General features: G+C 72.1%; 16 protein-coding genes. 6 read left to right on the top strand and 10 right to left on the bottom strand.

Going from position 1 to position 13,136, the window contains the following annotated elements; translation table 11 throughout:
• Positions 1–90 precede the first annotated feature (90 nt).
• A complete protein-coding gene (locus EDF63_RS09780; RefSeq protein ID WP_123312830.1) occupies positions 91–1,092 on the top strand; it encodes an alpha/beta fold hydrolase in 1,002 nt (333 codons plus the stop codon).
• Here EDF63_RS09780 and EDF63_RS09785 read toward each other — a convergent pair.
• Positions 1,086–1,340, bottom strand: a complete 255-nt coding sequence (locus EDF63_RS09785; RefSeq protein ID WP_123312831.1) for a Rho termination factor N-terminal domain-containing protein — start codon at positions 1,338–1,340, stop codon at positions 1,086–1,088. The genes EDF63_RS09780 and EDF63_RS09785 overlap by 7 nt on opposite strands.
• 52 nt (positions 1,341–1,392) lie before the next feature.
• Positions 1,393–1,731, bottom strand: a complete 339-nt coding sequence (locus EDF63_RS09790; RefSeq protein WP_123312832.1) for a DUF3140 domain-containing protein — start codon at positions 1,729–1,731, stop codon at positions 1,393–1,395.
• Positions 1,732–1,839: 108 nt separating this feature from the next.
• On the opposite strand from EDF63_RS09790, the gene EDF63_RS09795 reads away from it, so the two are divergent.
• From EDF63_RS09795 to EDF63_RS09805, 3 genes are all read left to right on the top strand, one after another.
• Entirely contained in the window at positions 1,840–2,739 is a 900-nt protein-coding gene (locus EDF63_RS09795; RefSeq protein WP_123312833.1) for an SDR family oxidoreductase, read from the top strand.
• A 100-nt stretch (positions 2,740–2,839) separates the two neighbouring features.
• Positions 2,840–2,977: a hypothetical protein gene (locus EDF63_RS18655; protein WP_185021360.1), complete on the top strand. Its 138-nt coding sequence runs from the start codon at positions 2,840–2,842 to the stop codon at positions 2,975–2,977.
• A gap of 42 nt (positions 2,978–3,019) precedes the next feature.
• The gene (locus EDF63_RS09805; RefSeq protein ID WP_123312835.1) at positions 3,020–3,985 is read left to right on the top strand and encodes an isoprenylcysteine carboxylmethyltransferase family protein; all 966 of its coding nucleotides are present in this window, start codon (positions 3,020–3,022) and stop codon (positions 3,983–3,985) included.
• Here EDF63_RS09805 and EDF63_RS09810 read toward each other — a convergent pair.
• The 3 genes from EDF63_RS09810 to EDF63_RS09820 all read right to left on the bottom strand — a co-directional run bounded on the left by EDF63_RS09810 (position 3,966) and on the right by EDF63_RS09820 (position 6,173).
• Positions 3,966–4,382, bottom strand: a complete 417-nt coding sequence (locus tag EDF63_RS09810; protein ID WP_123313136.1) for a VOC family protein — start codon at positions 4,380–4,382, stop codon at positions 3,966–3,968. The genes EDF63_RS09805 and EDF63_RS09810 overlap by 20 nt on opposite strands.
• Before the next feature lie 149 nt (positions 4,383–4,531).
• Positions 4,532–5,113, bottom strand: coding sequence for a DapH/DapD/GlmU-related protein (locus EDF63_RS09815; protein ID WP_123312836.1), 582 nt, complete (start codon positions 5,111–5,113; stop codon positions 4,532–4,534).
• Between the two features lie 124 nt (positions 5,114–5,237).
• On the bottom strand, positions 5,238–6,173 hold the full coding sequence (locus tag EDF63_RS09820) for an AraC family transcriptional regulator (protein WP_123312837.1): 936 nt from the start codon (positions 6,171–6,173) through the stop codon (positions 5,238–5,240).
• A 104-nt stretch (positions 6,174–6,277) separates the two neighbouring features.
• On the opposite strand from EDF63_RS09820, the gene EDF63_RS09825 reads away from it, so the two are divergent.
• Positions 6,278–6,610, top strand: coding sequence for a hypothetical protein (locus EDF63_RS09825; protein WP_123312838.1), 333 nt, complete (start codon positions 6,278–6,280; stop codon positions 6,608–6,610).
• 23 nt (positions 6,611–6,633) lie between these two features.
• On the opposite strand, the gene EDF63_RS09830 is transcribed toward EDF63_RS09825, so the two are convergent.
• Positions 6,634–6,948 carry a hypothetical protein gene (locus EDF63_RS09830; RefSeq protein WP_123312839.1) on the bottom strand — a complete coding sequence of 105 codons (315 nt, stop codon included), beginning with the start codon at positions 6,946–6,948 and terminating at the stop codon, positions 6,634–6,636.
• A 207-nt stretch (positions 6,949–7,155) separates the two neighbouring features.
• Here EDF63_RS09830 and EDF63_RS09835 point away from each other — a divergent pair, with 207 nt between their 5' ends.
• Positions 7,156–7,992, top strand: coding sequence for an alpha/beta fold hydrolase (locus tag EDF63_RS09835; protein ID WP_123312840.1), 837 nt, complete (start codon positions 7,156–7,158; stop codon positions 7,990–7,992).
• A gap of 83 nt (positions 7,993–8,075) precedes the next feature.
• Here the strand turns inward: EDF63_RS09835 and EDF63_RS09840 are convergent, their stop codons facing one another.
• Genes EDF63_RS09840 through EDF63_RS09855 form a run of 4 tightly spaced genes read right to left on the bottom strand, consistent with a single transcriptional unit; the run spans position 8,076 to position 13,124 of the window.
• Positions 8,076–9,692, bottom strand: a complete 1,617-nt coding sequence (locus tag EDF63_RS09840) for an ABC transporter ATP-binding protein (protein ID WP_185021361.1) — start codon at positions 9,690–9,692, stop codon at positions 8,076–8,078.
• Complete coding sequence (locus tag EDF63_RS09845; RefSeq protein ID WP_123312842.1) at positions 9,689–10,585, bottom strand: ABC transporter permease; 897 nt, start codon at positions 10,583–10,585, stop codon at positions 9,689–9,691. The genes EDF63_RS09840 and EDF63_RS09845 overlap by 4 nt, the downstream gene beginning before the upstream one ends.
• Positions 10,582–11,565, bottom strand: a complete 984-nt coding sequence (locus EDF63_RS09850) for an ABC transporter permease (RefSeq protein WP_123312843.1) — start codon at positions 11,563–11,565, stop codon at positions 10,582–10,584. The genes EDF63_RS09845 and EDF63_RS09850 overlap by 4 nt, the downstream gene beginning before the upstream one ends.
• Positions 11,562–13,124, bottom strand: coding sequence for an ABC transporter substrate-binding protein (locus EDF63_RS09855; RefSeq protein ID WP_123312844.1), 1,563 nt, complete (start codon positions 13,122–13,124; stop codon positions 11,562–11,564). The genes EDF63_RS09850 and EDF63_RS09855 overlap by 4 nt, the downstream gene beginning before the upstream one ends.
• Positions 13,125–13,136: the final 12 nt, after the last annotated feature.

Here is a 13,136-nt window from a genome sequence, read left to right on the forward strand (position 1 = left end):
ACCGACGTCGGCCCGCGGTACGACACGGTCGTCGCGCGCCGGTACCGTGCTCCGATGCGCCGCGGTCCGAGCCGGACCTAGCGTGCAGGCATGGACACGCACCACCCCACGGCCACCCCCACCAGCACCCCGGCCCGACCTGCGCGCCGACGCCGCCGCCGCCCGTTGAGGATCATCGGGTTCTCGCTCGTCGGGCTCGTGGGCCTCGGCGCCCTGACGCTCGGCGGCACGGCCACCTACGACGCGATCGCGACCGCAGCCGAGCGGGACGACATCCGCCCGTACGGCGAACTCGTCCCCGTCACCGGCGGCCGGGTGAACGTCGCCGTCACCGGGTCCGGGGCGTCGACCGTCGTGCTGCTGCCCGGCTTCGGCACGGCGTCCCCCGTCATCGACTTCGCCCCGCTCGTCGACCGGCTGCAGGACACCCACCGGGTGGTCGTGGTCGAGCCGCTCGGGTACGGCCTGAGCGACGGCACCGACCGACCACGGACCAGCGCGAACATCGTCGACGAGGTGCACCAGGCGCTGTCGACGCTCGGCATCGACCGGTACGTGCTCGCCGGGCACTCGGTCGCCGGGATCTACGCGCTCGAGTACACGAACGCGTACCCGGACGAGGTGCAGGCGTTCGTCGGCATCGACAGCAGTGTGCCGACGCAGCCCGGCATCGACGAGGCCGTCGGGTCCGGCCTGTTCCGCTTCGTGAAGGCCACCGGGCTCGCCCGCGTGCTCACCTCCGTGTCCGGCGACGCGAACGCCGGGCTGCCCTACACCGACGCGCAGAAGGAGCAGATGACCCTGCTGTCACACCGCACCAGCATGCGCGCGACGTACCTGGACGAGTACGAGCACCTCGGCGCGAACTTCCGGCACGCCCGCAGCCTCGCGTTCCCCGCCGATCTGCCGGTCCGCCTGTTCGTCGTGGGCGACGACCCGGAGGTGCCGGGGTGGGAGCGTCTGCACCGTGAGCAGGCGGCGTCGGTGGCCGACGGCCAGGTCGTCCTGCTCGACGGCGGGCACTACCTGCACCACACGCACGCAGTGGAGATCGCCGAGGGCATCGACGCGGTCGCCGACCTCGGTCAGTGACCCCGGAGCGCCTCGACGAGCTCGGCCTTGCGCTTCGACGAGTACCCGGTCAGGCCGAGCTCCTTCGCCCGCTTCCGGAGGTCGGCGACGGTCCAGTCGTCGTAGGAGCCGGACTCGCCGCCCTTCTTCCCGACTGCCTTCTCGCCGCGGGCCGCTGCGGCGTTGCTGATCCGCGCGGCCTTCTCCTTGGAGTTGCCCTCCTTGCGGAGCTCCTCGTACATGTCCGGCTTCTTGAGTTGGTTCGGCATGGGACGTCACGGTACGCGCACCGGCCCGGCGTCGTTCCGAGCCGGCGGCGGCTCAGCGCTTCTCGGGGTCGTGACCCCAGTTCATCAGGGACCACCGCCACGGGGTGTCGTGCACGTCGCCGTCCGGCCGCTGCTCCGAGTGCCGGGCGACGTAGCCGATCACCTTCCGCATGTGGGCGTGGTCGTCGTCGGTCCGGTCCGCCTTGTGCTTCTCGAGGATCCGGATGACGTGCCGCCCGCTCTCGTGCCCGGTCGACTCGCCGCCCCCAGGGGGCTTCTGCCCGACGTGCTTCGACTCGTCGGTGTCGAGCCACTCGCGGAGCTCCGACGGGGTCATGTTCACCGCGTCGGCGAAGTCGCGCTCGGTCTGCTGGTCGTCGTCGTCGCTCATCCCCCGAGGCAACGCCCCGGCCCTGGACGAGTGCGCAGGACGGACGGCGCTCCGGCTTCCCCCAGCGCCGACGGGTTCGGTGGTCACGAGCCAGCAGGAAGGAACCCCATGCCCACCGACCAGTACGAGCACGGCGACCCGCGCACCCGCTACCCCGATGTCCAGCCGGAGCCGCAGACCCAGGACGAGCCGGGCCTCCAGTCCGCCATGGACCCGGTCCCCGACCTGGGCGAGACGAGCTACCGGGGCACCGGTCGGCTCGCCGGCCGGAAGGCCCTGATCACCGGCGGTGACTCCGGCATCGGCGGCGCCGTCGCGATCGCGTTCGCCCGCGAGGGCGCCGACGTCGCGATCGCCTACCTGCCGGAGGAACAGTCCGACGCCGACCACGTCCTCGAGCAGATCCGTGCCACCGGACGCACCGCCGTCGCGATCCCCGGCGACCTGCGCGACAAGGCGTACGCGCAGGAGCTCGTCGACCAGGCCGTCGCCGGACTCGGCGGTCTCGACGCCCTCGTGAGCGTCGCCGGCAAGCAGCGGTGGCAGCCCGACGTGCTCGACATCACGGACGACCAGTTCGAGGCGACCTTCGACGTGAACGTCTTCGGGCTGTTCCGCCTCGTGAAGGCGGCACTGCCGCACCTGCAGCCCGGTGCGACGATCACCACGACGGCCTCGATGGAGGCGTACAAGCCGGCGCCCGACCGGCTCGACTACGCGGCGTCGAAGGGCGCGATCAACAACCTGTCGAAGGGGCTGTCCCAGCTGCTCGTCGAGCGCGGCATCCGCGTGAACGTCGTCGCTCCCGGGCCGACGTGGACCGTCCTGCAGCCGAGCGGCGGCGTCGACCCGTCGACGTTGCCGGAGTTCGGCAGCAGCGAGTCGCCGATGGGTCGCGCCGGGCAGCCGGCCGAACTCGCCCCGGCCTACGTCTTCCTGGCGTCGGACGAGTCGAGCTACGTGGTCGGCGAGACGCTCAACGTGAACGGCGGCATGGTCACGCCCTGACCGGCACCGCTCGCCGACGACACGGCAGCGGGTGGGAATGGATCGGACCCGCCCGCTGTCGGACTCTGCACCGATCACGAAGACCACGAAGGAGCACACCATGAGCCTCGAACCCCACAAGGGCGCAGCGATCGTCGACGAGCGCACCTGCACGCCGAAGCCCGTCCTGACCAAGCTGCACGACACCCGCACTCCGGCGTTCGGCCGGTGGCTCGGGCAGATCAACCGCCAGGACTGAGGCGCCGCCCGGCGCACCGCGTCGCCCTGCTAGCGTGCAGACGTGTCCCGGGGCCGGCTCTACTTCGCACTGCAGGCCCTCGGTGGCGCGGTCTGGTGGATCAGCGTCGCGACCGTCCCGGGCATCCGGACGCTCACCCTCGGCTCGCTCGACCCGGTCGCCGTCGCGGCCGTCGACGTCCCGCTGTTCGTCGTCGCGTCGGCGATCGCGGCGTCGTCGACCAGTGCCCTCGGCCGGGCCGCCGCGATCGTCGCCACCGGCTGGACGGCGGTCGTCCTCGCGGCACTCGCCGTCTGGGCCACCGTCACCGGTGAGGCCGGCTGGGGAGTCCTGGTCATGACCGCGGCCACCGTCGGCTCCGGGCTGGCCCTCGCGCTCGTCCTGCTCGGCCGGGTGCCGACCGAGTGGCTGACGTCCGGTCCGCTGCGGTTCCGCACCGCCGACCCGGGTGCCGCGACGTCGCGGCACGTGGTCGCGACGACCGTGCAGATCGTCGTCTTCTGGGGACTCTTCCTCGGCGTGTTCCCCGTGGTCATCGCCGCGGCCGAGCACCGCTGGCGGCTGCACCCGGCGCTGCCCGAACCGGTCGTCGTCACGCTGCTCGTGATCGGGCTCGTCGTCCTCGCGCTCGCCAGCGCGCTCGGCATCGCGTCGGCGGCGGCGATGTCGACGAAGGGCGCGGGGACGCCGCTGCCGTCCGCCAGCGCGAACCGGCTGGTCGTCGCCGGCCCGTACCGGTCGGTCCGCAACCCGATGGCGCTCGCCGGCATCACGCAGGGCGTCGCCGTCGGCCTGCTGCTCGGGTCGTGGATGGTCGTCGTCTACGCGCTCGCCGGCTCGATCGTGTGGAACTGCGTCGTCCGACCGCTCGAGGAGGCCGACCTCGAGGTCCGCTTCGGCGACGACTTCCGCCGCTACGCCGCGCGCGTCCGGTGCTGGGTGCCGCGGTGGCCGATCGCCGCGAGCGTGGGCGGCGTGCCCGTCGCCGTCAGCTCGTCGACCCGCTGATGTTCACGAGCCACGTGACCCGGAACCGGTCGGTGAGCATCCCGAACGTGTCGCCCCACGGCGCCTTCGTCAGCGGTTCGATGATCGTCGCCCCGTCGGCGAGCCCGTTCCAGTAGCGGGTCAGCGCCTCGTCGTCGTCGCCGCTGAGCGACAGCGAGATGCTGCTCTCCGACGGCGTCTCCATGCCGGTCGGCGCGTCCGAGGCCATCAGCAGCAGGCCGTTCTCGCCCTCGAGCTGCCCGTGCATGACCTTGTCGGCATCGGCTGGGTCCTGGCTCATGCCGGCCTCGCCGAAGGTGCCGATCGTGAGCTGGCCGTGGAACACCGAGTGGTAGAAGTCGAGGGCCTCGCGGGCTCCCGCGCGGAAGCCGAGGTACGGGTTGAGACGCACGGACATGGTGGACTCCTCACGACGGGCGGGCGTCGTCGCCCGCTGCGCGCCCATCGTCGCAGACGCGACGTGCCCGCGGAAGGGCACGTCGCCGTGGACGGGCGTGCGATGCGGCCTGGAGGCCCGTGGCGGGGCCGCCCCGCGCCTCCAGGCCGTCAGGCGGTCGCGGTGCGGTCCGTGGCCGGGTCCGCACCGGCCAGGTCGCGGATGCGCTTCGCCGGCACGCCGGCGTAGACGCCGTGCGCCAGCAGGCGCCCGGTGACGACCGCGCCGGCCGCGACGACCACGTCGTGCTCGATGTGCGCGCCGGGCAGGATCGTGGCACGGCCGCCGATCCACACGCGGTCCTCGATGACGACCGGCCGGCCGGTCGCGGTGTCGCTCCACCGGCCGTCGGCATCGATCGCGTGGTGGCTCGTCATGATGAGGACCTGCATGCCGATCGCGGCGTTCGCACCGATGGTGACGGGGGCGATGGCCTCGATGGTCGTGCCGCGGTTGAAGTAGACGCCGCGCGCGACCGACAGGTTGCGCGGGTCGCCGGTCAGTGAGAACCCGGGACCGGGAGCCGACTCGGCACGGGCGCCTGCGGCGTTCAGCAGCAGCCGTCGCACCACCCGCGGCAGGAACGGCGAGCCGAGCAGGGCGGTGAGGAGGACGTGCTCCCGGGCGTGCGCGGCGTCCTCGCGGAGGCGTCGGGAGAACGTGGAGGGGACGGGGACGGCTGGCGTGGTCATGCGGCCTCCTGGGTTCGACGGGGGGGGGGTGCGATGTCGCACAGCCGAAACGTAGGCGGTGCCGGGCGACCCGACAACGGACACCGAGGCGGTTGCGTGATCCTTGCGGTAACGCCCCGGCCCGCTACTCCCGCGCCGCCAGCGCCGTCTGCCGCGGCAGCTCCCCGAACTCCTGCCGGTAGCTGCCGGCGAACCGCCCCAGGTGCGCGAACCCCGTCGCCCGGGCGATCTCGGCGACGCTGCGGTCGTCGCCGGCCTCGAGCTGCTCGCGGGCGAGCAGGAGGCGGATCCGGCGCAGGTACATCGTCGGCGTGATGCCGTGGTGCCGCTGGAACGCGGCCTGGACACCGCGCACGCTCAGGCCCGCGGCCTCGGCGACGTCGTTGACCGTGATCTGCTCGGTCGCGTGGTCGAGCAGGAACGTCTCGGCGCGGGCGAAGCGGGCGGTCGAGGCCATCACCGGCTCGTGCTGCCCCACCGGCCAGTGCGGGATCGCGGTCAGCAGCCCACCGGCGGCGAACCGGGCGAGCTCGCGCTCACGTTCCACCGGCACGTCGGCCGGGCCCTGCAGCACCTCCTGCGCGACCGACCGGACCATCAGCCACCACGCGGCCAGCGGCGCGCCCTCGGGCACGTGACGCGGACGGAACTCCAGCGGACCCGGTGCCCAGTCGCCACGCTCGGCAGCGACCTGCTCGACGATCGTCCGGTCGATGCGCAGCACGTCGTGCTGGACGTCCACCCACCGGAACCGCTGGGGGTCCTGCCGGTAGAGCACCGGGCGGCCGACCTTGACGGGGTTGTCGTCGACGACCGCGGAGCCGGACTTCACCCAGACGATCATCATCGCCCGTCCGGGCTCGACCGCGCCGCTCAGGGTGCCCGTGCACCGCGTCGACTCGAGCGACAGCAGGGCGGTCCCCCGCACGCGTTCCTCGAAGGCGAACCCCTCGCCGGTGCCCTCGACGGTGAGGCCGTGGGTCACGTGGGTCACCGAGAGTGCCTCGGCCGCGACCGACGGCTCGTCTGTCCTGATCTGCCGCTGCGTGCGGTGCATCATCTCGGGCACAGGACGATCCTCGCGACATGTCGGCATCCGCGCAACGCACGACGCGCCGGGTTCCTCGGAAGACAGCCAGCAACCGCGCGTTTGACTGGTGGGCCATGAAGTACATCCAGTACGACCGCTCGACGATCCTGACCAGCGACGACGTCGCCGATGCCGTGATCGAGTACGCCGCGGCGCTCGCCGGCGGCAACCGAGCCGACGCCATCGCGATCCCGGCGGTGGCGGAGGACGGCACCATGACCACGACGAAGATGCTCATCGGCCCGTCGAGCGAGATCGTCGTCGCCGATGCGGACGAGGACGAGCTCGAGGTCGAGAACGGCGAGTTCGTCGCCCGTCTGCGTGCGGCAGCGGGCACGTTCGAGCACCCGGAGACGATTCACGCGGACACCCGCTCCGACCTGACGGGCGAAACGCCGGTCGCCTGACCGCAGCACGGTCGTCGCGACGCTCATCGGCCGAGGTCGGTCGGGAACCTGCTGGCGTCCACGGCGAGGACCGCCTCGGTCCGTCGGCGCATCTCCGCCAGGAAGGCCCCGCCCTCGGGCTCCAGGTCGTCGTCCGGCGCCGGCTCCAGGGCGACCGCCACCGCCGGTGCGAGGAGCAACTCCACGGTGTTGGCGGCGCCGAACTCGTCGGTCGTCGGGACCGACACGACGTCGCTCAACCGGCTCTGGTGCAGGGCGGCCGCGTACCGGATCACCGCGTCGGCGACCGCGTCACCGGTCAGGACCCGGACGGCCCCCGCGTAGTTGACGTACTTCATCGGTGCTCCCTCGTGACGAGGGGCACCCGCCGAGGTGACGGTTCCCTGATCCTGCTGGACAGTAGGCCGTGGTCGCCGCGCGCGTCACAGACAGCGACGCCGGCGACGGCGCCGAGGGGTCTGTCCGCTCCGCGCTGTCGCTCGGGATCCCGCTGGTAGCAACGTGGTGCGTGCCGCCACCCGTGCGGCGCGGGAAGGAAGCGACTCTTGACCGAGATCACCGCCCACCACGGGCTCTTCAAGGACACGAACCTGCACGTCGACGACACCGGCGGTTCCGGCCGCACCGTCGTCCTGATCCACGGCTGGCCGCTGTCCGGCGAGTCCTGGAGCAAGCAGGTCCCGGCGTTCGTCGACGCCGGCTACCGCGTCGTCACCTACGACCGTCGCGGCTTCGGTCGCAGCGACAAGCCGAAGACCGGCTACGACTACGACCACCTCACCGAGGACCTGCACACGATCCTCACCGAGCTCGACCTGCAGGACGTCACCCTCGTCGGCTTCTCGATGGGCGGCGGCGAGGTCGCCCGCTACTTCTCGAAGTACGGCACCGAGCGGCTGCACAGCGTCGTCTTCGCCTCGGCCGTGCCGCCGTACCTGCTGCAGACGTCGGACAACCCGGACGGCCCGCTGCCGAAGGAGCAGGCGGCCCAGATGACCGCGGGCCTGACGAAGGACGAGGACGCGTTCTACGACCAGTTCACGACCGACTTCTTCTCGGTGGACGGCACCCTGGTCGTCTCCGAGGAGGACCGGCAGCAGGCGCTCACGCTCGCGAAGCAGGCGTCGAAGACCGCCGCGCTCGAGGCGATGGCGTCCTTCGCGAACACCGACTTCCGTGACGACCTGCCGAAGGTCACCGTGCCGACGCTCGTCATCCACGGTGACGGCGACGCGACCGTGCCGTTCGACGGCTCGGGTGCCCGCACGCACGCCGCGATCGCCGGCTCCGAGCTGCACGTCGTCGCCGGCGGCCCGCACGGCGTCAACGTCAGCCACCCGGACGAGTGGAACCGCGTGGTGCTGGAGTTCCTCGCGAAGTAGCGCGGAGACAGGGCGGACGGGAGGCCCGTGGCGGGTCCGCCACGGGTCCGCCGTCCGCCCTGTGCGCAGGTCCAGGGCCCCACTCAGGCCGCGGGAGCCACCAGACCGGCGCGCCGGCGCAGGTCGAGCGCGGCCGCGACGAGCTCGCGGGTGCGCGGGTGCGCGCCCGCGTCGAACAGCCGCTCCGCGGGGCCCACGTCGACGACACGACCGCCGTCGAAGACCGCGATGCGGTCGGCGACCCGGCGCACGACGGCGAGGTCGTGCGAGATGAACACGCAGGTCGTGCCGGTGGTGCGCTGCAGGTCGAGCACCAGGTCGAGGATCCGCGCCTGCACCGAGACGTCGAGCGCGGACGTGGGTTCGTCGCACACCACGAGCGGCACCGGTCCGGCGAACGCCCGGGCAATGGCGACGCGCTGCTTCTGCCCGCCGGACAGCTGGGCCGGCCGGCGGTCGAGGACGTCGGCGGGCAGCCCGACCCGCGCCGCGAGCTGCTCGGCGGTGCCGTCGCCGTGCAGCAGCCGGATCGCCCGTCCCAGCACCTGTCGGACCGTCCGTCGCGGGTTGAGCGAGGCGTCCGCGTTCTGGAACACGACCTGCACGGGTGGGGTACCGGTCGGCGTCCGGTCGCCCGCGTCCAGTGTGATCGTGCCGTCGTGTCGGACCAGTCCGGCGAGGGCTCGGCCGAAGGTCGTCTTGCCGGAGCCGGACTCCCCCACGACGCCCAGCACCTCACCGCGGCGCAGCTCGAGGTCGATGCCGTCGAGGGCGACCGCGCCGTCGTACTCCTTGCGGAGGCCCCTGATCGTCGCGAGGACGTCGTGCTGCGCGGTCTCGGCGGTCGTCCCCGTTTTGCCCGCCGTTCCCGCCTTGCCCGTCGTGATGTCGGGCAGGGCGTCGACGAGCTGCTTCGTGTACGGCTCCGCGGGGTGGAGCAGCACCTGGGTCGCGGTGCCCTCCTCGACGAGCACCCCGTGGCGGAGCACCCCGACCCGGCCGCAGTGCGCCGCGACCAGCGGCAGGTTGTGGCTGATGAGCAGGGTCGCGAAGCCGATCTCGGTCCGGAGCTCGTCGATGAGCGCCATGATGCCCGCCTCGACCGAGCTGTCCAGGCCGGTCGTCGGTTCGTCGAGCACGAGCAGGCGCGGACGGGCCACCAGGGCCATCGCGATCGCGACGCGCTGCTGCTGACCGCCGGACAGCTCGTGCGGGTACCGCACCCCGATCGTCGTCGGTGACGGCAGCCCGACCCGCGTGAACGCTTCGACCGTCGCGGTGTCCGCAGCCGCGCGGCCGGAGCCCGTGGCGCGCAGGACCTCGGCGACCTGGCGTCCGACCGTCATCGTCGGGTTGAGGGCGAGGCCGGGTTCCTGGTGGACGACCGCCACGACGTCGCGCCGGAACCGCCGGAGCCGCTCACCGCGCAGGGACGCGACGTCGACGCCGTCGACGACCAGCGCCGACGACCCGACGGCGGCGTCCGGGCCGAGCGACGCCGTCAGCGTGCCGGCCACGGTGCTCTTGCCGGAGCCGGACTCGCCCACGAGCCCGTACGAGCCACCGGGCTCGATCACGAACGCGACGTCGTCGACCACCCGGGTGCCGCGGTACGACACGGTGAGCCCCTCGACGCGGACCAGTGCGTCGGTCGTGCCGGTGGTCCGGGGCTGCTCGCTCGTGCCGGTCTGCTCGGTCACTCGGAGACCTCCTTGAGGTTGTCGGCGATCAGGTTCGCGGACACGACGATCGACGCCACGGCGACGCCCGGGAACACGACCGTCCACCACGCGGCCTGCAGGTAGGCGCGGTTCGCGTTGATGTCGAGCCCCCAGTCGGCGGCCGGTGGTTGCGAACCGAGCCCGAGGAACGACAGCGACGCGGTGATGAAGATCGCGGCACCGAGGCTCAGGACCGCCTGGATCACGAAGACCCCGATCACGTTCGGCAGCAGCTCCGTGACCATCGCCCGGACGGCGCTCTCGCCCTGCAGCCGTGCGGCCTGGACGTAGGACTTGCCCATCTCGACGAGCACCGCGGCCCGGACGATCCGCGCGATGCCCGGCGCGAAGAGCACGCCGACGATGAGGACGAGCCCGGGCGTCGACACCCCGAACGCACCGACGAGCACGACCAGGAAGATCAGGCTGGGCAACGCGAGCAGCACGTCGAAGAACCGCATCAGGGCGGTGTCGACCCACCCGCGGTGGTAGCCGGCGAGCAGGCCCAGGGTGCCGCCGACGACGGTCGCCAGCGCCGCGCCGAACGGGCCGATGACGAGCGCCGGCCGGGCCCCGGCGGCGACGCGGGCGAAGACGTCACGGCCGAGCGAGTCGGTGCCGAACCAGTGCGCAGCGCTCGGCGCCTGCAGGAGCTCGCCGGTGCGGGCGAAGGGCTGCAGGCCGAGCAGGTGCCAGCCCACGGCCAGGACGACCCACCAGAGCAGGATCGCCACGGAGACCAGGAACGTGGGACGCCGGAGGAGTCCGCGCCACCCGCGGCGGGTGACCCGTGCGGTGCCCGTGGTGGTCGACGCCGACGGACGACCGGCGAGGGCGTCGGTCTCGACGGCACCGGGGACGACGGCGGTCATGCGGTGGCCGCCCGTTCGAAGCGGATCCGGGGATCGACCACCACGAACAGCAGGTCGGTGAGCAGGAGCGCGCCGAGCGAGAGCGCCCCGGCGAGCATCACCCCGCTCTCGAGCAGCAGGGCGTCCTTGCGCTCGGCGGCCGACACGAGCAGCGCGCCGAGGCCCGGGTAGGAGAACAGGGTCTCGACGATGACGCTGCCGCCGAGCAGGGTGCCGAGGTAGATGCCGAGCACCGAGAACGTCGGGATGAGCGCGTTGCGGACGACGTGCCGGCGGACGACCTGGCCGGTGGTCAGGCCCTTGAGCACGGCGGTGCGGTGGAACTGCGACCGGATCGTCTCGATCGTCCCCGCACGCACCATCCGGGTCAGGACGGCGAGGTACGCCAGGGCGAGCACCACGGCGGGCAGCGTGAGCACCCGGAGCCGCTCGCCGAACCCGGCGTCGAGCGCACCGGACGCCTGCACGGGCACCACCCGCAGCCAGACCGCGAAGACGAGCAGCAGCACGATCCCGACGACGAACTCCGGCACCGCCGAGATCGTCAGCAGCCCGACCGTGACGGCACGGTCGGAGCGGCGACCCTGCCGGTACGCCTGCACGGCACCGAGCGTGATCGCGACCGGCACCATGATGACGAACGCGTACGCGCCGAGCAGCAGGGAGTTGCCGAGACGGCCGAGCACCAGGTCGCGGACCGGCTCGGAGTAGACGAAGCTCGTGCCCCAGTCCCCCGTGACGAACCCGGCGATCCAGTGCAGGTACCGGCTGACGAGGGACCCGTCGAGCCCGTGGTCGACGTTCCACGCGCGCACCTGCGCCGCCGTCGCGTACTGCCCGAGGGCGTTCCGGCCCGGGTCCCCCGGCACGACCTGGACGAGCCAGAACGTCAGGACGGAGACCACGACCAGGACGAGCGGGATCTGGACGACCCGTTGCCCGACCAGGGTCAGCAGACGACGGCGGCGCGCGGTGCTCATGACGCGGTGACCCCGATGCCCCGGAAGTCGAACCCGCCCGGAAAGTCCTGCCCCGACCGGAAGGTGCCCGTGACGCGCTTCTGCAGCAGGATGCTGCTCGACGCGAACGCGGGGACGATCACGGGCAGGTCGGTCCACTCGATCTCGGCGATCTGGTTCGCCAGGTCCTGCCGCTCCGACTCGTCGGTCGTCGACTCGTACCGGTCGGTCAGCTGCTCGAGCTCCGGGCTCGAGTACTTCGAGGCGTTCCAGACGGCGCCGTCGCGGTAGATCAGGTCGACGTACTGCGCGGGCAGGCGCTGCGCCCAGTTGGTGATCGTCACCGGGGCGTTCAGCCACGGGGTGTCGTCGCCGTCGGCGTAGTACTGCGCGCTCGTCAGCACCTTGAGGGTGACGTCGAACCCGCCGACCGCCTCGAGCTGCTGCTGCACCACCTGGGCGAGGGCCTTCTCGGCGTCGAGCGTCGTGATCTCGAAGGAGACCGTCGTGCCGCCGAGCAGGTCCGCGACCTTGGCCTTGTCCTGCTCGCGCTGCTCGAGTCCCTTCGGTTGGATCGCCGAACTCGGGAAGAACGTGGTGTCGTTGCCGACCTCGGCTGCGCCGCCGTAGACCGTCTTGACGATCTCCTCGCGGTCGAGCGCGAGGGCCAAGGCCTCACGGACCTTCGGGTCGTCGAAGGGCGCCTTGGTGACGTCGAGGAAGATGCCGTCGAACTTGTTGAAGTACGGCTCGGTCTCGGTGTAGTCCGAGGCCTGCAGCGTCGACGTCGCGGTGGGGCTGGCGGCGATCTGGTCGATCTCCCCGCTCTGGAACGCGAGCAGCTGGGCCTGGTCGTCGGCGTAGAACTTCACGTCGACCTGCTGCAGCTCCACGTCCTTCGCGTCCCAGTAGTCAGGGTTCTTCGTGAACGTGGCGCCCTGGCCGGCCGAGTACTTCGTCAGCACGAACTGTCCGGCGCCGACGGGCTGCTTGGCCCAGTTCGCGCCGGCGTCGAAGCCGGCCGGCTGGATGGTCGTGTTCGAGCCCGTGAGCAGGTAGGGGAAGTCGGCGTACGGCTTGGCGAGGGTGAAGTCGATGGTCGAGGCACCGTCGGCGGCGACCGACTGCAGGATGCCGTCGAAGCTCGACTTGCCGGGCGACTGGCTGTCCTTGCCGATGATCGAGTCGAACGTCGCGACGACGTCCTTGCTCGTGAGCGCGGCACCGTCGGAGAACTGCAGGTCGTCGCGGAGCTGCACCGTCCAGGTGCGTCCGTCGGACGACGCCTTCCACGAGTCGGCCAGACGACCTTCGAGCTTGCCCTTCGCGTCCTGGCTGAGCAGGCCCTCGGACGCCAACCCCACGATGAACATCGCGTTGTAGTCCGAGGTGGTGAGCGGGTTGATCGTGCTGTCGGGCTCCTGGAGTCCGAGCGTGTAGGTGCCGGTGTCCGAGGACGATCCGGGCGAGGGGTCGCCGCCGGACGAGCACGCGGCGAGCGTGAGGGCGAGGGCGGACGCGGTGGCCGCGAGGGCGAGGCGCTTGAGGCGACGCCGCCGCGACGTGAGGTCGACGGTCACGGATGACTCCTA

It is taken from the genome of Curtobacterium sp. JUb34, from assembly GCF_003755065.1.
GTDB lineage: Bacteria > Actinomycetota > Actinomycetes > Actinomycetales > Microbacteriaceae > Curtobacterium.

Excerpts from the sequence above, each read along its gene's own strand:
- EDF63_RS09825 (WP_123312838.1), top strand. The coding sequence starts at position 6,278 with ATGAAGTACATCCAGTACGACCGCTCGACGATCCTGACCAGCGACGAC.
- EDF63_RS09845 (WP_123312842.1), bottom strand. The coding sequence starts at position 10,585 with ATGACCGCCGTCGTCCCCGGTGCCGTCGAGACCGACGCCCTCGCCGGT.
- EDF63_RS18655 (WP_185021360.1), top strand. The coding sequence starts at position 2,840 with ATGAGCCTCGAACCCCACAAGGGCGCAGCGATCGTCGACGAGCGCACC.
- EDF63_RS09785 (WP_123312831.1), bottom strand. The coding sequence starts at position 1,340 with ATGCCGAACCAACTCAAGAAGCCGGACATGTACGAGGAGCTCCGCAAG.
- EDF63_RS09850 (WP_123312843.1), bottom strand. The coding sequence starts at position 11,565 with ATGAGCACCGCGCGCCGCCGTCGTCTGCTGACCCTGGTCGGGCAACGG.
- EDF63_RS09790 (WP_123312832.1), bottom strand. The coding sequence starts at position 1,731 with ATGAGCGACGACGACGACCAGCAGACCGAGCGCGACTTCGCCGACGCG.
- EDF63_RS09820 (WP_123312837.1), bottom strand. The coding sequence starts at position 6,173 with ATGATGCACCGCACGCAGCGGCAGATCAGGACAGACGAGCCGTCGGTC.
- EDF63_RS09795 (WP_123312833.1), top strand. The coding sequence starts at position 1,840 with ATGCCCACCGACCAGTACGAGCACGGCGACCCGCGCACCCGCTACCCC.
- EDF63_RS09780 (WP_123312830.1), top strand. The coding sequence starts at position 91 with ATGGACACGCACCACCCCACGGCCACCCCCACCAGCACCCCGGCCCGA.
- EDF63_RS09810 (WP_123313136.1), bottom strand. The coding sequence starts at position 4,382 with ATGTCCGTGCGTCTCAACCCGTACCTCGGCTTCCGCGCGGGAGCCCGC.
- EDF63_RS09830 (WP_123312839.1), bottom strand. The coding sequence starts at position 6,948 with ATGAAGTACGTCAACTACGCGGGGGCCGTCCGGGTCCTGACCGGTGAC.
- EDF63_RS09815 (WP_123312836.1), bottom strand. The coding sequence starts at position 5,113 with ATGACCACGCCAGCCGTCCCCGTCCCCTCCACGTTCTCCCGACGCCTC.